The sequence below is a fragment of the Elioraea thermophila (ex Habib et al. 2022) genome, from assembly GCF_003336755.1.
Classification (GTDB): domain Bacteria; phylum Pseudomonadota; class Alphaproteobacteria; order Acetobacterales; family Acetobacteraceae; genus Elioraea; species Elioraea thermophila.
The window spans coordinates 635,844-654,622 of record NZ_QMDI01000006.1 but is presented as its reverse complement, the minus strand read 5'-3'; the positions used below and the strand labels follow the sequence as shown (position 1 = coordinate 654,622).

Below are 18,779 nucleotides of genomic sequence, written 5' to 3'. Positions count from 1 at the left end.
ACCCCCCTGCCTAGCTCGATTCCCGCTCGTAACGGGCGCGCGTTGCCGCGTCCGGCGGGTAAAGCCCCGGCAAGGCCTCGCCGCGCTCCACCTCGCGCATGATCCAGGCCTCGAGCCTCTCCTGCGCCTCGGCCTCGCGCGCGACCTCCGCCACCAGCGCGCTGGGGATCACTACCGCGCCGTCGTCGTCCGCCACCACCACGTCGCCCGGGAACACCGCCACCCCGCCGCAGCCGATGGGCTCCTCCCAGCCGACGAAGGTGAGGGCGGCGACGGAGGGCGGGGCGGCCTCGGCTGCACACCACACCGGCAACCCCGTCGCCCGCACGCCGGCCGCGTCGCGCACGGCCCCTTCGGTGACCAGAGCCGCCACACCGCGTTTGGCCATGCGCGCACAGAGGATGTCGCCGAAAATGCCGGCCTCCCTGATTCCTTCCGTACCCGCAACGGCGATCACGCCCTCCGGCATCGCCTCGATCGCCGCCCGCGTCGACCGCGGCGACGACCAGGATTCCGGCGTGGCCAGGTCCTCGCGCGCAGGGATGAAGCGCAGTGTGAAGGCGGGACCGACCACGCGCCCCTGCCGCGGCCCAAGCGGCCGGGGGCCGCGCATCCAGGTTTTCCGCAAGCCCTTCTTCAGAAGCACCGTGGTCAGCGTCGCCGTGGTGACGGCGGCGAGCGTGGCGCGAAGTTCGGCGGTCAACGTCATTCGTTCGCACTCACTTGAACAGCACGCGCGGCAGCCAGGTGGCGAGGCTCGGGAATTCCCACAGCAGCACCAGCGCCAGGATCTGCAGCCCGACGAAGGGGAGCGCGCCGCGATAGATCGCCCCCGTCGTCACCTCCCGCGGCGCCACCCCGCGCAAATAGAACAGCGCGAAGCCGAAGGGCGGTGTGAGGAAGGATGTCTGCAGGTTCACCCCGATCATCACCCCGAGCCAGAGCGGGTCGACGTCCAGCATGAGCAGGGCGGGCGCGGTGAGCGGGACGACGATGAAGATGATCTCGAAGGTGTCGAGGAAGAAGCCCAAGACGAACATCGTCGACATCGCGGCGAGGATGGCGGCGAAACGCCCGCCGGGCAGGGCGTGCAGCGTCTCCTCGATCAGGAGTTCCCCACCCAGCGTGCGGAAGACGAGCGAGAACAGCGAGGCGCCGAACAGGATGACGAAGACCATGCTCGTGGTCTTCAGCGTGCTCTCCGCCGCCTCCATCAGCCGCCCGAAAGTGAGTTCGCCGCGGGCGGCGGCGAGCAGCACCGCCCCCATCGCACCCACGGAGGCGCTCTCCGTCGGGGTCGCGATGCCGCCGAGGATGGAGCCGAGCACGGCGAGGATGAGGACGAGCGGGGGGATGAGGGAGGAGAGGATGCGCCCCCACAGCCCCGCGCGCTCGGCCTCGGTCATCCGCAGCGCGGGCGCGGCGGTCGGCCGCACATTCGCCACCGCCACGATCCAGAGGATGTAGAGGCCGACGAGCATGAGCCCGGGGATCAGCGCGCCCGCGAACAGGTCGGAGACCGAAACGGGATCGGGCGCGAAATTGCCCTTGCGCATCTGCGCCTCCGCGTTCGCCCCCTGCAGGAAGTCGGCGACGAAGATGAGGATGGTCGAAGGCGGAATGATCTGGCCGAGCGTGCCGGCGGCACAGATGGTGCCCGAGGCGAGGCGCGGGTCATAGCCGGCCCGCAGCATCGCGGGCAGGCTGATCAGCCCCATCGTCACCACCGTCGCCCCCACCACCCCGGTCGAGGCGGCGAGCAGCCCGCCGACGACGACCACCGCGACCGCGAGCCCCCCGCGCAACGGCCCGAAGCACTGGCCCATGGTGGTGAGGAGCGCGACGGCGATGTTGGTGCGCTCCAGGATCGTTCCCATCAGGATGAAGAGCGGCACCGCCACCAGCACCTCGGACTGCATGATGCCGAAGTAGCGGGGTGCGAGGGTGGCGAAGAAACTCGGGTTGAAGGCGCCAACCAGCCAACCGACCCCGGCGAAGATGACGGAGGTGCCGCCCAGCGTGAAGGCGACCGGATAGCCCGCCATCAGCGTGCCGATGGAGACGACGAACAACAGGACGGCGAGGATCTCGCCGAGAACGACCGGATCCATCGCTCAGGCGTGCCCCGCGCCCTTGAGGTGGGGCGCGAACTCGGGCCGCCCGGCGAGCAGCAGCGCCGCCTTCGCCGCCTGGGCGAGGCCCTGCAGGGCAAGCCCCAGGCAGAAGCCGAGCACGCAGCTCTTCAGCAGGTAAAGCGCAGGCAACCCGCCCACGTTCTGACTCCCCTCGCCGAACAGCCAGGAGAGGCGCACCGCCGGCCAAGCCCAGTCCGCGATCACCGCCAGCATCGGCAGCAGGAAGACGAACGTCCCGATGATCTCCACCCACGCCTTGCGCCGCGCCGAGGCCGGCCGGTAGACCACGTCGACCCGCACATGCGCGTCGGCCTTCAGTGCGAAGGCCGCGCCCAGCGTGAAGCCGGCGGCGTTCAGCCAGACGTAGAGGTCCTGCATCCACACGTAGGCGACGCCGAAGCCGTAGCGCAGCACGACGTTGGCGAAGCAGACCGCGGCCGCGACCAGGAGCGCGACGGCGAGCAGACGCCCGACGAGCGAACTCAACCCGTCGATCGCCCGGATGAAGAGGATCAAGAGCGGCATCGGTGTCGCGGACGTGTTCTCCCCCGTCGCGACCTCGCACGGGCCCTGACGGTGGCGCGGACCCTAGGGGCGGGGGCTCGCGATGGCAACCTCGGGCGGTTGCGGCGCGCCGGCGGCCGTGGCAGGCGGAGGATGCGATGCGACGCCGCGCCCTTCTCGCCGCCGCGCTCTTCCTTGCGCTCGTTCCCGACCGGGGGCGGGCGGCGCCCTTCCTCGGCGACCTGCGCGCCGGCCGGGCGGCGCTTCTGATGCGCCACGCGCTCGCTCCTGGTACCGGCGATCCGCCCGGCTTCCGGCTCGATGACTGCGCCACCCAGCGCAACCTGTCGGAGCGCGGCCGGGCGCAGGCACGCGCCTGGGGCGAAGCGCTGCGGACCATGGGGCTCGAGCGCGCCACCGTGCTCTCCTCCGCCTGGTGCCGCTGCCGCGAGACGGCCGAACTGCTCGGCCTCGGCCCGGTCGCGCACCACCCCGCCCTCGACAGTTTCTTCGCCGACCGCGCGCGCGAGGCCGAGCGCACCGCGGCGCTGCGGTCCTTGCTGCGCGACTGGCGCGGGGGCGCGCTCGTCCTCGTCACCCACCAGGTCAACATCACCGCCCTCACCCGCCTCGTTCCGGCGCAAGGGGGGGCGGTCGTCGTCCGCACCGGAGAGCGTGCGGGCGAAGTCGTCGCTACCATCGACCCTCCCCCCGTCTGAACCGGAGACCCGATGGACCTCACGCGCGCGCTCCAGGCGCTCTTGCTTGGCGTGGTCGAGGGGGCGACGGAGTTCATTCCCGTCTCCTCGACGGGGCACCTGATCCTGCTCGTCGATCTGCTCGGCTTCGCGGGCCCGCCGGGGCGGAGCTTCGAGATCGTGATCCAGATGGGGGCGATCCTCGCCGTGATCGCGATCTACCTGCGCAAGCTCCTGGGGCTCGCGGTCGGGCTGTTCACCGATCGGGCGGCGCAGGCCTATGTGCGCAACCTCATCCTAGCCTTCTTGCCCGCCATGGTGCTGGGGGCGACGCTTTACGGGCCGATCACGCGCCTGCTGTTCGACCCCTGGGTCGTTTCGGTGGCGCTGATCCTGGGCGGGGTCGCGATCATCCTGATCGAGCGCTACCGGGGGGAGGCATCCGTGCTGCGGGTGGAGGCGATCCCCCCCCGCACGGCCTTCGCCATCGGCCTCTTCCAGGCGCTGGCCATGATCCCGGGCACCTCGCGGTCGGGGGCGACCATCATCGGCGCCCTCCTGCTCGGCGTGGCGCGGCCGGCGGCGGCGGAATTCTCCTTCGTGCTCGCCATCCCGACCATGACGGCGGCGACGGTGTTCGCCCTGTACAAGGAATGGTCGGCGCTGGATTGGCAGGGCGGGGGGCTGATCGCGATCGGCTTCGTCTCCGCCTTCGTCGTCGCGCTCGGGGTGGTGAAGGCCGTGCTGGCGGTGATCGGGCGGATCGGCTTCGCGCCCTTCGGCTGGTATCGGATCGCGGTGGGGGCGGTGATGCTGGCGGTGCTGGCATCGCGCTGAGGGGGCCTCAGGCGGCGGAGAGGGCGCGGCGGGCGGCGGCGAGGTCGGGCCAGCCCGGGTCCGTCCCGTCCAGGCCGAAGGCGGCGAGCAGGGCGGCGAGCCGCGCGGGCGGGGCGGCGGCGTCGACGAGCGCGCGCAGGGCCCACAGCCCCGCCCCGCGGGCTGCCGCCCGCTCCGCGATCGCCTCCAGGGGTTCCTCGGCCGGCAGGCCGGCGGCACGGCGGGCGAGGCAGGCGAGGCGGGCGATCTCTTCCGAGTAGAGCGCAACGCCGGTGGCGGCGGAAAGCCGCGCGGCCTCGGCGAGCAGGGCCAGCGCCGCATGGGGGCGGCCCTCGGCGAGGCGGGCCTCGGCGGCCAAGGCGAGGCCGTAGGGCACGAGCTGCTGCGCGCCCGTGGCCCGGTAGGCGCCGATCGCCTCCTCGATGGCGTGGGCTCGTTCGGCCGGCGAGGCGGGCCGGGCGGCGGCGGCAATCACCCCGCACCAGGCCGTCCAGTACGGGAAGCCGTGCCGGGCGGCGAGGCGCAGAACCTCCTCCGCCCGCGCCGCCGCACCGGCCGCGTCGCGCGCGATCAGCCGGCGCAGCGAGTCGACCGCCAGCACATGGGCGAGCGTGTGGGGGTGGGCGAGCCGCCGCGCCTGCGCCTCCGCCTCGATCGCACTCTCCTCCGCGGCGGCGAAGCGGCCGGCGATCATCCTCCCCCAGCCGAGATGGGCACGCACCACGGCAGCCGGGTCGGAGCCGTAGACGAAGCGATGGCGCTCGTGGCGGGCCGCGTCGTAGCGGGCGAGCACAGCCCCGTACTCGGCTTCGGCCTGGGCATGGTTGCCGCGGAGCAGGTTGGCGAGGCCGAGCAGGCGATGCACCTGCAGGAGCCGATCCTCGTCGCGCGCGATCGCCCGCATCCGCTCGCCGAGCGCGAGCGCACGGGGGATGTCGCCCTTCACCATGGCATAGGTGTCGAGGCCCCACAGCGCGGAGAACATCGCCTCGCTCTCGTGCTCGCCGAGCGCCTCCAGGATCGACACCGCTTCCGCGTAGGCGGCCTCGAGGTCGTCCGCCGCGTTGCCCTTCACCGCCAGCACCTGGGCGCCGATGCGGATCAGGAGGTCGGCGCGGCGGCGGAAGCGTTCCCCGCCGGGAAGGCGGCGGAGCAGCGTTTCGGCGTGGCGAAACAGGCGGAGCGCGTCGGCATGCGCCGAGGCCTGGGCGGCGCGCTCGCCGGCCTTCGTCCACCAGGCGATCGCCTCGTCGGTCTCGCCCGCCGCCTCCAGGTGCTGGGCGGGCAGTTCCGGCCGCTCAGCGACGAGGGGGCCGAACTCGGCGAGCAGGATGCCGGCGATGCGCGCATGCACGGTGCGCCGCCGTGCGCGCAGCATGGAGGCGTAAGCGGCATCCCGCACCAGGGCGTGGCGGAAGGCGAAGCCCTCGCCTCCTGCCTCGTGCACCAGCCCCGCCGCCATGAGTTGCCCCACCGCGGCCGCCACCGCGCCCGGCTCCACCTCCAGCACGCGGGCGAGGAGGGGGAGGTCGAATTCGCGCCCGATCACCGCCGCCACTTGCGCCACCGGGCGCGCCTCGCCGAGCGCGTCGAGACGGGCGAGCAGGGAGTCGTTCAGCGACGAGGCGCGCGAGAGGATCTCTGCCGCACGCCCTCCGGCCTGCGCCTCGCGCGCGAGCTGCACCAGCTCTTCGGCGAACAGCGGGTTGCCCTCGGCCCGTTCCGCGATGAGCGCGCGCGCCGCAGGGTCGAGGACCCCCTCCGGATCGAGGGCGGCGATCAGCCCCGCCATCGCCGGCCCGGAGAGGGGGGCGAGCCGGATCGCGCCGTCGGTCCCGATCGCCGGCGGCGGTGCGAACCCCTCCTCCCGCGCGGAGAGGGCGAGCAGCACGGGAAGCCCGCGCAACCCCTCGGCGAAAGTCGAGAGCACGGCGCGGGAAGCATCGTCGGCCCAGTGCGCGTCCTCGACGACGAGGGCGACGGGGCGGCCCTGCGCGGCGGCGCGAACCAGGGCGCGCAGCGCGCCGGCGAGGCGACGCAACCGTTCGGCGGCGCCGATCGGCTCGGCGTCCGCTCCCGTTCGCCCCGCAGTGAGGAGATGCCCCAGGAGCCGAAGCCCCTCGCCCTCCTCCCGCCCGCCGGCGGCCATCGCTTCGAGGTGCGATGCGTCGTGCGGGCCGATGAGCGAGCGGGCGAGATCGCGCACCGGCAACAACGGGCTTGCCGCGCTCTCCGGCTGGCAGAAGGCGACGTTCCACAGCCCCCCCATCGCCACCACCGTGCGCCTCAAATGGCCGAGCAGGGCGGACTTGCCGATGCCCGCCTCGCCGATCAGCGCGATCGCCCCTCCGCGCCCCGCGCAGGCCTCGCGCCAGGCGCGATCGAGGCGGGCCTGCTCCTCTTCCCGCCCGTACAGGCGATCGGTGCGCAGGGGCCGCGTCCGCCCCACCCCGGCGACGGGTCCGAGCACGCGGAAGAGGGGAATCCGGCGGCCGAGGGCCGGGTTTTCCGTCTCGCCTGCCGGTTCGAAGGCGAAGCGCGCGCCGGCGAGCGCGCGCACCGCCTCGGTGGTGACGATGCTGTCCGGTTCGGCCGCCTTCTGCAGGTGAGCGGCGAGATTGGGCGCATCGCCGACGATGTCCGCCTCGCCGCGCGGGTCGGCCACGCCGAGCCGACCGACGACGACGATGCCGGTGTCGAGCCCGATGCGCACCGAAACCCGGTGCCCGCCCGCGAGCCCGGCGGCGTTGACCGCCTCCATCGCCTCGAGCACCGCGAGGCAGCCCGAGAGCGCCCGCGCCGCGTCGTCCTCGCGGGCGCGCGGAAAGCCCCAGTAGGCGAGGATGCCGTCGCCCAGCATGCGCGCGATGTAGCCGCCATGCGCCTCGATCGCCGCCCCGGCCGCGCGGCGGTAGGCGACGATGAGCTCGCTCATCTCCTCCGCGCCCAGAAGCGCGGTCAGCCGCGAGGAGCCGACCATGTCGATGAAGGCGACCGTGACTTGGCGCCGCTCGGCCTCGTCCTGCGGCAACCACGCGGTGCCGGCGGTCAGAGCGGACGGGGGGCCGGGCGCGGTCATGGCGCCGGTGTGATCCGCGTCACGCGACGGTCGACCTCCCCCTCTGCATGATGATGGATCGACGCGGCCATGCTGCCCGAGGCGGTTTGGTCGGACCAGAGGGAAGAGGGTGGAGAGCAAGCAGGACGTGCTTCGCCTGGCGGCGCGTGCGGGGCGCGACGGCGCACGGCTCGACCCGCACGTGGTGCACGCAGCACTTCGCCGTCGCGGGCGGGGCCGTTTGCGCTGGGTCGCCGAGGTCGCCGACCCCACCCTGTCCGGCAAGCGCATCCCGGCCCTCGGCGCGCGGCCGCGCGGCGCGCGCCTCTCGGCCGAACTCGACCTCGAGGCGGGCGAGGCGGCGCAAGACCTGACGCGCCTTCTTGCGGAGGCGGGTGCCGAGCTGCGCGCGCTGCGCGCCCCCCGGCCGGTGGCGCCGCCGCGCGAAACCACCATCCTGCCGCCGCCCGTCCTGCCGCCCGACGCCTGGTTTCCGGAGACCGTGCCCGGGCTCGATGGGCGGGGCATCGCGCTCGGGGTGGTCGATTTCGGCTTCCGGTTCGACCATGTCGCGTTGCGGCGGGAGGATGGGGGGTCGCGGATCGCGGCGCTGTGGGACCAGAACGCCCGTGGTGTCGGCCCCGAGCCTTATGACTGCGTCGCCGGGCGCCCGTTCAACGCCGATTACGGCGCCGTCTACGACCGAGCCGCGATCGAGACGTGGCTCGCCGGCGCCGTCTCGCCCTACGACCCGCAAGCCGGCTATCACGACCCGAGCGTGCTGCGCGCAGGGCTGCACGGCACGCACGTCGCCGCGCTCGCCGCCGGCTCGCCCTTTCCGGTGGTCGATGCGCTCGGCACACGCCGCCTGTTGTCCGGCGTGGCGCCGGCGGCGGATCTGCACCTCGTCCAGTTGGGTGTGGCTCCGCATGACTGGCTCGAGTCCTCACCGGCCTCGCCGGGTGCGGCCGCCCCGCCGCCGCCGCGCGCGCTCTCCGACAACGAGCGGCTGCGCGACGCCCTCGCTTGGCTCGTCTGCCGTGCGGTGGCGGAGCGGCGGCCGGGGCTGGTGATCAACCTTTCGCTCGCTACCCATGCCGGGGCGCATGACGGCCGCTCCATGGTCGAGGCCGAGATCGACTCGCTGATCGAGACGCTGGACGCGCAGGGCCCAGGCATGCCGATGATTGCGGTCGTGGTCTGCGCCGGCAATGCGGGGGCGACCGACGCCCATGCCGCGATCCCCCTCGCCCCGGGCGGGGAGGACGGGTTCGGCTGGATCATCGCGCGCGACGACGAGACCCTCTCCGAACTCGAACTCTGGCACGACCCGGCGGCGGCGATCGCGCTCACCCTCCACCCGCCGCCGCATCTGGCGGAGGCCGGGTTCGGGCCCTGGGAGGTGGGGCCCGGCGAAGGTGCCGATTGGCTGCGCGCGCCGGACGGTTCCGCCTTCGGCTGGTGGTCGCACACCCGCCACCCCGCGGGCCGTCGCCCGGCCTGCCTCGGCCTCCGCCTCGACCCCGCCCTCGACGACGCCTGGGACGCCGCGCTCCGGCTCGCCGGCACGTGGCGGATCGTGCTCAGCCACCAGGGCGGGCCGCCCGCCACTGTGCACGCCTGGGTCGAGCGCGAGCAGGCGGGCCAGGCGCGGCTCGCCGCGCCACCCGCCGCCCGGCGCGCCGCCTGGGCGCGTTCCACCCTCGGCTCGCTCTGCTGCGGCCGGCACACGATCGTCGTGGGGGCGGCGCGCCGGGCCTCCCTCGGCGGCGGCGGTTTCGCGCCCTGGCCGCACTCCGGCGCCGGGCCGAGGCCATGGGGGAGCGATCCCATCGACTGGGCGGCGTGGCAGGACGCCGACCGGCCCCATCTCTGCGCGGTCGGCGTCCGGGCCGCCGCGGCGGGCGGCCTTGCTCCGAACGACGCGGTGGTGATGGACGGCACGAGCCAGGCCGCGCCGCAGGTGGCGGGGGCGGCGGCACTGATCATGCAGGACGCCGCCGCGCGCGGGCGGCGACTGAGTGCGGCCGAGATCCGCGCCGCGCTGATCGAGGGCGCGCGCGGACGCCCCGTGCGCGACCCCTTCGGCCTCGACCCGGTCCTCGCCGAGCGCGCGGGGGCAGGCGTGCTCGACCCCCTCGCGGCGGTGGCCGCGGCGCGGCGGCTGTGAGCGGCGAGCCACCGCAGCGGGATCCGTCCGCGGGCGGGCGGCCCTGGCTCGCCCGGCCGCTGAAGTTCACCCTCTGCCTCACTGCGCGATGCCCGCTCGACTGCCGCCCCTGCTACGCCGACTGCGCGGAACGGCAGGGCCGCGGCGAGCTCGATGCCGCGACCTGGCTCCGGCTTCTGGACGAGCTCGCGGAGGCGGGCGTGATCAACGTGTTCGTCGAAGGCGGCGAGCCGCTGGCGAGGCCGGATGCCGAGCTGATCCTGGCGCATGCCGCGCGGCGGATGTTCACCGCCTTGCGCACCCATGCCGTGAGCATCGATCGCGCCGCGGCGCGGCGGCTCGCGCGGCTCGGGCTCGGGAGGGCCTATGTCGACCTGTTCGGCCCCGATGCCGCGACCCACGACGCGCTGGCGGGCGTGCCCGGCGCCTTCGACCGCGCGCTTGCCGGCATCGCCGCCCTGCGCGCGGCCCACATCCCGGTCTCCATCCTCACCATCCTCTGCGCGCCGAACGCGCCCGCCCTCGCGCGCATGGGCGACCTCGCGCTGGCCCTGGGCGCTGACGAGCTCGGCGTGCTGCGTCTTTATCCGCTCGGGCGGGCGAAGCGGGAGTGGGCCTCGCTCGCGCTGTCGCTCACCGATCAGCGCGCCGCGCTCGACTCGCTGATCGCCGCCATGCCCGCGGGGCTTCGCCTGATGCACTCCTGGCATCCGAACGACGCCAATTGCTGCTGGCAGAACGCGGCGATCGACCCTGGGGGCCACGCCATCGGCTGCCCCTACCTGCGCGAGTTCGTCGACTACGGCGATCTCGCGCGGGTGACGTGGGAGGAGAGCTGGGCCCATCCCCTGTACGTGCGGTTGCGCGAGGGGAACGTTCCGGTGCACTGTGCGGACTGTGCAGCAAGGGAGCTCACCGCCGGCGGGTGTCGGGCGACGGCGTTCGCGTTCCATCGCCGCTGGGACGCGCCCGACCCGTACTGCGAAGTGATGAACCAGGGGGTGGATCTCCGTGTCCTGCCCGGTTGACCTCGCGCCCGGGGATCGCCTCGCCCTCGCGCCGGGCGTGGTGCTGCGGGCGGTGCCGGAGTGGGGCGTGGCCTACGCCTACACCCCCGCCCGCCCCGCCTTCCTCGAACTGAACGCCACGTCCTGGGCCATCCTCGCGCTCTGCGACGGCGCGCCGCTCGCCGCGATCGAGGAGGGGTTCGCCGAGCTCGTGCGCGGGCTCGCCGGGGCGAACCGGGCGCGCGACGTGCTCGCCCGCGGGCTCGCCGATCTCCTCGCGCACGGCATCGTGCACCGCATCGACGACGACGGAGGACCCACACCGTGACCGATCTCTCCCGCCAGCGCCTCTACCTCAGGGCCTGGCTGGCTGCCGAAGGCCGGCTTCCTGATCCCTCCGTCGCGCCCGTCCGCCTTTCGGTGCGCACGGCGGGCTCGATCCCGCCGAAGGCCGACATGGCGCGGGCGGGCTACCTCGTCGTCGTTTGGACCTGGCGCGCGCGGGGGGAGGTGACGAGGGCCGACATCGAGGCCTGGGAGGAGGCGCACATCGCGGCGATCCGCGACGATGGAGCGAACCCCGAGGTGCCGATGACGGACGAGGCGGGCAACCCGATCGCCTCCGCCGAAGGCGGCGCGGTGCCGGCGCGGCGCAAGGTGAACTACCACGGCACGGTGCTCGCCCGCACTTCCGTCTTCGCTCCACCCGGCCGCACGCTGCAGTCGCTCTGGGGGGCCTGGGGCGAGGGGCGCCGTCGGCTCGAGCGCATCCTCACCGTCAAGCCCGAGTTCCTCACGGACGACTGGGAACGGGCGGTCGCCGCCACCATCCACGCCATGCGGCTGATGATGGAGGGCGAGCCGCAGGTGACCATCATCGACCCGTCCCTGCCGCTGTGAGGCGAGGGCGTTCAACTGCAGCGGCAGAATGATACGAAAAAAGAACGAAACGTCATCAAAAAGGTGTTGACTCTCTCCCTGCGCCCTCAGCGCGATCGCATGCGCTGCCGGGTTCCCGGGGGGGAGGAGGAGGCCGGCAGACCGAAGGGAAGGGGAGACCCATGCGACGATCATTGCGCTCGGCCGCGCTGGTCGCGGCCATGCTTCTCGCCGGCGGGACGGCGACGGCGAGCCCCATCCTAGGCTACCGGGCGGTGCCGGTGGAGACGCTGCCCGCGACCGCACCCGGGGTCGATCCGCCGTTTCTCATCCTCTCCGCCGCCTTCAACAGCCGCGGCGATATCCTGCTCAACCGCTACATCCCGGCGACCGACGACCAGCGCTTCGACCTCTACCGCCTCGATCGGGCAACCCGCACGACGAGCTTCGTCGGCAGCCTCACGGCGACGAACCTGCCGGCGGGGCGTGAGATCTACGTCGAGCGGGCGGTGATCAACAATCAGGGCGTGGTCGCCGGCGTCGACCAGATCGGCGGCCAAGCGGTGTTCTTCACCCCCTCGGCACCGGACTCGACCACCGGCACCGTCGAGTTCCGCAACCTGCCCACGCGAACGGCGGCGCGGTTCGACGAGGCGGTGGCCAACCTGACCATGGCGGGGCTCGACGATCAAGGCAGGGCGGTGCTGACGGTGACCGGCGCGTCCGGCCGCACCGAGGTGCTGAGCCCGATCTGGGAGGGTGCGGAGTTCCTCGGCGGATGGTTCGTCGCCGATGCGGCAGGGAGTTTCGAGGCCGGCGGGATCAGGGAGAGCACGCTCGCCCCTCGGCGCTTCGACCTCCTGGTCAACCGGAGCGACGGCGACCCCGTCGTCAGCCGCGGCGATCTGACCGAGGAGGCGCTGCCCGGGCTCGGCGGCCGCGCCGTCGGGTTCAACGACCAGGGCCTCGTCGTCTACGAGGGAATGGGCGGGGGCGCCTTGTTCGACCCGGCGGGGGTGAACACCTTCGCCGACCTCCGCCCGCTGCTCATAGGCCCCCCTGTTGCCGGCATCTCGCCGCTCGGCATCAACAACGAGGCCGAGATCCTCGCCGCGATCACCTATCTCGACCGCACGGAGCTCGGCGTGCTGATGCCCATCTTCGCTGGCGGGGGTGGCGGTGGCCCTCCCGGTGGCGGTGGTGGCAGCCCTCCCGGTGGCGGTGGCATGCCGCCGATCGGCGGTGTCGGCGGCGGAATCGGCACCATCGACGAGCCCCTCCTGCCCGTGGTTCCGCAGCCCGAACCGGGCTTGCCGATCGGGTGGGTGTGGGACCTCGAGCCCGACATCTGGCTCATTCCGGCGCCCGTCACAGTCCCCGGCGATCGCCCGCCCGGCTGGGCCTTCGACCCCGAGGTCGCCATCGCCTACGACTACGCGATCGACGGCGAGGCCGCCTTCGGCTGGGTGATGGTGCCCGGAAGCCTCGCCGACCTCGCGCTCGCGGATGGAAAGTTCACGCTCGCCTTCAGCTTCGACGGGCGGGAGTTCCTGGAAGAGCTGGTCGCGGGCATGCCGTACGACTTCCCCTTCGATGCCGAGCGGAACCTCTGGGTGCGTTCGTTCCGCATCGGGGGCATCGATCCCGAGGCGGGTGTGGATCCGCGTGATCCTCTGGCCTTCGTCACCGTGGTCTCGTTCCTCGACACCACGGGCGAGCAGGCGGGCTTCCGCTTCGTCATGGAGCCCGTGGTGGCGCACCTCCCCGCGCCTGGTGCCGAGCCGGTGCCGGAGCCCGGCACCCTGGCCCTCATCGCCGTCGGCCTTCTCGCCCTCGTCGCGGCACGGGGAAGGCCTGCGACAACAGCATAGCTACCCAAACCCTAGCGCAAGGCTTCGGCCGGGAGGAACCACCTCCCGGCCGATGTCGTTTCTGCGGTTTGCCTTGGCCTCGGGATACGATTTCAATCGAGATAAGTCTATCTAAAGTCCTTCTGCATGGTCTGGAAAGTCTCTACAAGTCCGCCACAATCCTGCCACATCCGACAACCATGACGCGAAACTCGAAATCCGGCCGACTTGAGGTCTCGTTTCGAGCTTTTCAGGCCTCGGTCGAGCGGCTACGGCAGGGCCATGAGCAGGGTCCTGCGCAGTGCCGCTGTGGCCGTCATGTTCGTCTCGGTCGGATTTGCCGCGGCGGCGAACACGATCGGCGAACGCAACGAACGCAGCGCGCGCGGCGAACTCGCCGCCCGCTGTCTCGACGCGGCGCGCATGGCGGAGGCGGTCTACGGCCTGCCCGAGGGGCTCCTGGTGGCCGTCGCCATCGTCGAGAGCGCGCTTCACCCTTATGCGCTGGGCACGGAGCGCGCGTCGCGGTTTCCGGGCGATGCGGGCGAAGCACAGCGTGAGGCGGAGACGCTGGCGCGGGGTGCGCGCAGCCTCTCGGCCGGGTGCTTCCAGGTGAACCTGAAGGCGCACGGGCGCGAGGCGCGGGCGTGGGTGTTCGACGCCCATGCCTCCGCCCTGTTCGCCGCCGCCCTGCTCGCCGATGCCCGTCGCCGCGCCGGCTCCTTCGCCGCCGCCCTCGCCCTCTACAACGGTGCCGCACCCGGCTCGGCCACCGGCCTCGCCTATGCCTGCCGGGTGCGCGCCGCGTTGGCCGAAGTGGCGCCCGCGTCCCTCTCCGCCCTGCCGCTTCGCTGCGCCCCGGGCCCGATGCGCGTGGTGACGGCGAAGGCCCGCACGCTGCTCGAGATCGCCGGCTGGAGCCGGACCGACCTGGCCGAGGCCCCAGCGCGCTGAGCGGAGGGGCTATTCGGCCGCCTGCGGCACGGCGGGCTCCGCCGTGGTGTCGGCCTTTCGGGCCGCCTCGGCGGCGCGGATCGCCGCCGCTCGCGCCTCCACGAGCTCGACGATGTGGTCGATCATCCGCTCGGTGTCGACCGTGTGGTCGGTCTTGCCGGCGAGATAAATCATGTGCCGGCCGGCCCCGCCCCCCGTCAGGCCGATGTCGGTGAGCAAAGCCTCGCCCGGCCCGTTCACCACGCAGCCGATGATGGAGAGGGTGATCGGCACCTCGATGTGCTCGAGCCGCTTCTCCAGCGCCTCCACGGTGCGGATGACATCGAAGCCCTGACGGGCGCAGGAGGGGCAGGAGACGATCTTCACTCCGCGATGGCGCAAATGGAGCGCCTTCAGGATCTCCCAGCCGACGCGCACCTCCTCCTCCGGCTCGTCGGACAGCGAGACCCGGATCGTGTCGCCGATGCCGGCCCAGAGCAGCGAGCCCAAGCCGATCGCGCTCTTCACCGTGCCGGTGCGCCGCCCGCCGGCTTCGGTGATGCCGATGTGCAGGGGGTGGTCGCAGGCCTCGGCGAGCTGCTGATAGGCGGCCACCGCGAGGAAGACGTCGGAGGCTTTCACCGAGATCTTGAACTCGTGGAAGTCGAGCTCCTGCAGATGGGCAGCGTGCCAGAGCGCGCTCTCCACCATCGCCTCCGGGCAGGGCTCGCCGTACTTCTCGAGCAGGTGCTTCTCGAGCGAGCCGGCGTTGACGCCGATGCGGATCGAACAGCCGTGGTCGCGCGCCGCCTGCACAACCTCGCGGATGCGCTCCTTGGAGCCGATGTTGCCCGGGTTGATGCGCAGGCAGGCCGCCCCGGCCTCGGCGGCCTCGATGGCGCGGCGGTAGTGGAAGTGGATGTCGGCGACGATCGGCACCCCGACCTCGGGCACGATCTTCGCCAGTGCGGCCGCGCTCTCCTCGTCGGGGACGGAAACGCGGACGATGTCGGCGCCGGCGATCTCGCAGCGTCGGATCTGCGCGATGGTCGCCGCCACATCCGTGGTCGGCGTGTTGGTCATGGTCTGCACGCTGATCGGCGCATCACCGCCCACGGCGACCTTGCCGACCCTGATCTGACGGCTCTTGCGGCGGTGGATCTGTTGGTAGGGGCGGTAGGCCATGGCGTGCTCCTCGGCGCGCCCTCCACTATGGCGACGCGCCCGCCCCTCCGCCAGTCGTGCGAGCGCCCTTCCCGCCGGCTGGGTTCAGCGCGGCAGCGCGGCCACCGCCTGGCGCAAGGCCTCGGGCTCGAGCGGTAGATCCCGCCGCACCACGCCGTTGCCGCCCAGGGCGGGGAGGGGGTCGCCGCCGACCAGGATCTCGAGCCCGCCGGCGTTGCCGGTGGTCAGCAGGAGACCCGGGCGGTCGGGGGCACGGTAGGTCTCGCCGGGACGAAGCACGCGGTTGAACAGCACGGTGCCGGAGCCGCGCTCGCGCACCTGCACCCAGGTGTCGGCGCGGGCGCGCAATAGCACCTTGCCGGCCTCCACGCCATTCGCGCCGTAGGTGGCGGGCGGGTCGGCGGCCGGCGGATCGGCCGGTGGGACGGCGACCGGGGCGGCGTTGGCGGCGGAAGGATCCGGCCGGCGCGCCGGCAGCGCGGTCACCGCCGGTCCCGTCGGCCAAGGGCCTTCCGCCGGCAGCAGCACGGGGGGCGGGGTGAGAGAAGGGGTCTGCGCAGCGACCGTCGCGGGGGCGGCGGGCGCCGGTGCGGCGGGGGGTGGCGCTGGTGGCAGGGGCGGCGGAGCGCTCTCCACCCGCACGCTGCGTTCGGGTGCGGGAGGGATGACCCCTGCCAGTTTCTGACCGGGCTCCGCGAGCCAGTACCAACCGGCATAGAGCCCCGCGGCGAGAACAAGACCGACGAGAACGAGCGCCCCGGCGGGCACGCCGCGCTCCGGCACCGGCGCGGGGAAGGTGAGATCGGGCTTGCGCGCCTGGCCCATGCCGGTCTCGGAGCGGAAGCGGCGCGCGATCTCGTCCTGATCCAGGCCCAGCGCGGCGGCGTAGGAGCGGACGTAGCCCAACGTATACGCCGGCGCTGGCAGGCGTTCGGTGTGCCCGGACTCGATCGCCTCGAGATACTCCTTGCGGATGCGCAACGCCGCCGCCACGTCGGCGATGGAAAGACCGTGGCGCAGCCGCGTGGCACGTAGGAGCCCGCCGGAGGAGCTCGCCATGCCCGGCGTGCGCGCCGCGTCCTCGGCCGCGAGTATCGTCTGCCCGCTCTGATGCACCCGCTCGACCCTCGGTGCGTTCCGTCGGTAGTGGCGGCAGCACCCGCCACGCGCGGCTTCTAGCGCGCCTTCCTTGCCCGGTGCCAGAGGCAAGAGCGAGGAATGCTGCCCTGCATGCAAATGGGGAGCGGGCTCAGTCGATGACGATGCCACGATCGCGCGCATAGGCCGCGATGTCGGCGCGCAGGCTCGCCCCGCCGCGGGCGGAGCGCCTGAGCCCTGCCAGCACCTCGCGGAAGGCGCCGAGGTCGAGGCTGCGCACCATCGCCTTCACCGCCGGCACGGCGGCGGCGGAGACGGAGACCGTGCGGATGCCGACCCCGAACACGGCCAGCGCCTCGAGCGGTCGGCCGGCCGCCTCGCCGCAGAGGCTCAGCGGTACCCCGGCCGCATCGGCCGCGCGCGCGACCTCCTCCAGCAGATCGAGGACGGGTGCCGAGAGGAAGTCATAGCGCGCGCCCACCCGGCGATTGCCGCGGTCGGCGGCGAACAGGAACTGCGTGAGGTCGTTCGAGCCGATGGAGAGGAAATCGACCTCCTCGAGCAGGGCAGGGAGCTGCCAGGCCAGCGCCGGCACCTCCAGCATCGCCCCGGCCAACACCCGGGTCGGAGGGGCGCCACGTGCCGCGGCCGCCTTCTCCTCGGCCGCCAGCAACTCGCGGGCGGCACGGAACTCCTCGACCGTGGTGATCATCGGAAACAGCACGGCGAGCGTCCGCCCGGCGGCCGCAGCCAGCAGGGCACGGAGCTGGCGGCGCAGGAGCGCGGGGCGATCGAGCCCGATCCGGATCGACCGCCAGCCGAGGGCGGGGTTCTCCTCCTCATCGTGGCCGAAACCGGGCATCAGCTTGTCGCCGCCGAGATCGAGCGTGCGGAACAACACCGGCCGCTCGCCCGCCGCCGCCAGCACCTCGCGATAGATCGCCTCCTCGGTCGGGAGATCGGGCAGGCCGCCGCGGGCGAGCCATTCGATCTCGGAGCGGAAGAGGCCGATGCCGTCCGCCCCGGAGGCGTCGAGATCGGCAAGATCGGCAAGCAAGCCCACGTTCAGCATCACGGAGAGGCGAACGCCGTCACGCGTGACGGGCGGCAGCGCGCGCAGCCCCGCCATCTCCGCCACCCGAGCGGCGCGCGCCGCGCACGCGGCATGGAAGGCGGAGACGAGTTCGGCGTCGGGGCGGAGCACCAAGCGGCCGCGATCGGCATCGACGAAGGCCGCTTCGCCGGGCTGCGCCGCCTCCCACACGCCGCGGCAGCCGGCAAGCAGTGGGATCCCCAAGGCGCGCGCGATGATGGTGGCGTGCGCGGTGGGCGAGGCCTCCTCGATCACCAGCCCCGCCACGCCGTGCCGACGGTAGTCGAGCAGCTCGGCGGGGCCGATGCGGCGGGCGATCAGCACGAAGCCCGGCGGCGGGGCGGGTCGGTCGGTGGGGCCCGCCAAGGCGTCGAGGAGGCGACCCACGAGATCCTCGATGTCGGCGACCCGCTCGCGCAGGAGCGGGTCGGCGAGGCCGCGGAAGCGCGCGCGCAGCTCGGCCAGCACGCGCTCCACCGCGGCTTCCGCGGTGAGCCCGCCCGCGATCGCCTCCTCGATGCGCGCGACCCAGCCGGTGTCGGCGGCGATCATGCGGTAGGCGTCCAGCACGGCGGCCGGCTCGTCCGCCGAAGGAAAGCCGGGGGCGGCGATCAGCGCATCGAGTTCCGACCGCATCGCCGCCACCGCCGCGGCAAGACGCGTTCGCTCCGCCACCGGATCGTCGGCCAGGACGGGAGCGGCGTGGGTCGCACGCCCGTGCCGATGCACGGGCCCGAGCGCGAGGCCCGGCGTCAGCCCCACCCCCTCGTAATGGCGGGAGAGGGTGGCGGCAAGGCTGCGTCCCACCTCCTCGTCGGCCCGCCGGGCGCCGTGCAGCACCTCGGCGAGCAGCATCGCCACCGTCTCCACCGCCTCCACCTCGTCGTCGCCGTAGCGGCGGGGCAGTCGGTTCTGCACCGCAATGACGCCGAGCACCTCGGTGCCGCGCAGGATCGGCACCGCGAGCATGGAGGCGAAGCGTTCCTCGCCTGTCTCGGGACGGTAGGCGAAGGCCGGATGGAGCTGCGCATCGGGGAGGTTGAGGATGCGGGCTTCGGCGGCCGCGGTGCCGACGATGCCCTCGCCGAAGCGAAGCCGCGTGCGGCCCACCGCCTCCGCCCGCAGGCCTTCGGTGGCGGCGAGTTCCAGAATCTCGCCCGGCCGCGCGACGTAGATTGACGCGACCTCGGCGACGAGTTCGCCGGCGACGAGGCGCACCACGCCGGCGAGACGGGCGGCGAGCGCGGTATCCGCGCTCATCAGCGCGCGCAGACGCGCGAGCATCGAGCGGGAGAGGGGGGGTGCCTCCCGCCCGCTCACCTCGGTCTCCCT

Annotated in this window: 15 protein-coding genes; 8 read left to right on the top strand and 7 right to left on the bottom strand. The window is 73.3% G+C overall.

Features of this window, described 5'->3' with window-relative positions; all coding sequences use genetic code 11:
- Nucleotides 1-10 precede the first annotated feature (10 nt).
- From DWB05_RS13055 to DWB05_RS13045, 3 genes are read right to left on the bottom strand one after another with little or no spacing between them, the layout of a single operon-like run.
- Complete coding sequence (locus DWB05_RS13055) at nt 11-709, bottom strand: ribonuclease activity regulator RraA (protein ID WP_114377605.1); 699 nt, start codon at nt 707-709, stop codon at nt 11-13.
- A 10-nt stretch (nt 710-719) separates the two neighbouring features.
- A complete protein-coding gene (locus tag DWB05_RS13050; RefSeq protein ID WP_114377604.1) occupies nt 720-2,111 on the bottom strand; it encodes a TRAP transporter large permease in 1,392 nt (463 codons plus the stop codon).
- Nucleotides 2,112-2,114: 3 nt separating this feature from the next.
- Nucleotides 2,115-2,660, bottom strand: coding sequence for a TRAP transporter small permease subunit (locus DWB05_RS13045; protein ID WP_114377603.1), 546 nt, complete (start codon nt 2,658-2,660; stop codon nt 2,115-2,117).
- Between the two features lie 137 nt (nt 2,661-2,797).
- On the opposite strand from DWB05_RS13045, the gene DWB05_RS13040 reads away from it, so the two are divergent.
- Together DWB05_RS13040 and DWB05_RS13035 are read left to right on the top strand one after the other, a co-directional pair.
- Nucleotides 2,798-3,358: a histidine phosphatase family protein gene (locus DWB05_RS13040; protein ID WP_114377602.1), complete on the top strand. Its 561-nt coding sequence runs from the start codon at nt 2,798-2,800 to the stop codon at nt 3,356-3,358.
- A gap of 12 nt (nt 3,359-3,370) precedes the next feature.
- Nucleotides 3,371-4,174 (top strand): undecaprenyl-diphosphate phosphatase, encoded by an 804-nt coding sequence (locus tag DWB05_RS13035; RefSeq protein ID WP_114377601.1) that lies wholly within the window; start codon nt 3,371-3,373, stop codon nt 4,172-4,174.
- Nucleotides 4,175-4,181: 7 nt separating this feature from the next.
- On the opposite strand, the gene DWB05_RS13030 is transcribed toward DWB05_RS13035, so the two are convergent.
- Entirely contained in the window at nt 4,182-7,253 is a 3,072-nt protein-coding gene (locus DWB05_RS13030; protein ID WP_198669167.1) for an ATP-binding protein, read from the bottom strand.
- A 109-nt stretch (nt 7,254-7,362) separates the two neighbouring features.
- Between DWB05_RS13030 and DWB05_RS14730 the strand changes: the two genes are divergently transcribed.
- From DWB05_RS14730 to DWB05_RS13000, 6 genes are all read left to right on the top strand, one after another.
- Entirely contained in the window at nt 7,363-9,402 is a 2,040-nt protein-coding gene (locus DWB05_RS14730; protein ID WP_198669166.1) for a S8 family serine peptidase, read from the top strand.
- Nucleotides 9,399-10,430, top strand: a complete 1,032-nt coding sequence (locus DWB05_RS13020; protein ID WP_114377599.1) for a radical SAM protein — start codon at nt 9,399-9,401, stop codon at nt 10,428-10,430. The genes DWB05_RS14730 and DWB05_RS13020 overlap by 4 nt, the downstream gene beginning before the upstream one ends.
- Nucleotides 10,414-10,737: a hypothetical protein gene (locus tag DWB05_RS14725; protein WP_157967206.1), complete on the top strand. Its 324-nt coding sequence runs from the start codon at nt 10,414-10,416 to the stop codon at nt 10,735-10,737. The genes DWB05_RS13020 and DWB05_RS14725 overlap by 17 nt, the downstream gene beginning before the upstream one ends.
- Nucleotides 10,734-11,309: a hypothetical protein gene (locus tag DWB05_RS13010; RefSeq protein ID WP_114377598.1), complete on the top strand. Its 576-nt coding sequence runs from the start codon at nt 10,734-10,736 to the stop codon at nt 11,307-11,309. Before DWB05_RS14725 ends, DWB05_RS13010 begins: the two co-directional genes overlap by 4 nt.
- Before the next feature lie 161 nt (nt 11,310-11,470).
- Complete coding sequence (locus tag DWB05_RS13005) at nt 11,471-13,159, top strand: PEP-CTERM sorting domain-containing protein (RefSeq protein WP_157967205.1); 1,689 nt, start codon at nt 11,471-11,473, stop codon at nt 13,157-13,159.
- A gap of 261 nt (nt 13,160-13,420) precedes the next feature.
- Nucleotides 13,421-14,092, top strand: coding sequence for a transglycosylase SLT domain-containing protein (locus DWB05_RS13000; RefSeq protein WP_114377596.1), 672 nt, complete (start codon nt 13,421-13,423; stop codon nt 14,090-14,092).
- A gap of 9 nt (nt 14,093-14,101) precedes the next feature.
- Here DWB05_RS13000 and ispG read toward each other — a convergent pair whose 3' ends face one another.
- From ispG to DWB05_RS12985, 3 genes are all read right to left on the bottom strand, one after another.
- Nucleotides 14,102-15,256 carry a flavodoxin-dependent (E)-4-hydroxy-3-methylbut-2-enyl-diphosphate synthase gene (ispG, locus tag DWB05_RS12995; protein WP_114377595.1) on the bottom strand — a complete coding sequence of 385 codons (1,155 nt, stop codon included), beginning with the start codon at nt 15,254-15,256 and terminating at the stop codon, nt 14,102-14,104.
- Nucleotides 15,257-15,340: 84 nt separating this feature from the next.
- Entirely contained in the window at nt 15,341-16,315 is a 975-nt protein-coding gene (locus DWB05_RS12990) for a helix-turn-helix domain-containing protein (RefSeq protein ID WP_198669165.1), read from the bottom strand.
- A gap of 190 nt (nt 16,316-16,505) precedes the next feature.
- Nucleotides 16,506-18,767, bottom strand: coding sequence for a putative PEP-binding protein (locus DWB05_RS12985; protein WP_232818538.1), 2,262 nt, complete (start codon nt 18,765-18,767; stop codon nt 16,506-16,508).
- Between the last annotated feature and the right edge of the window lie 12 nt (nt 18,768-18,779).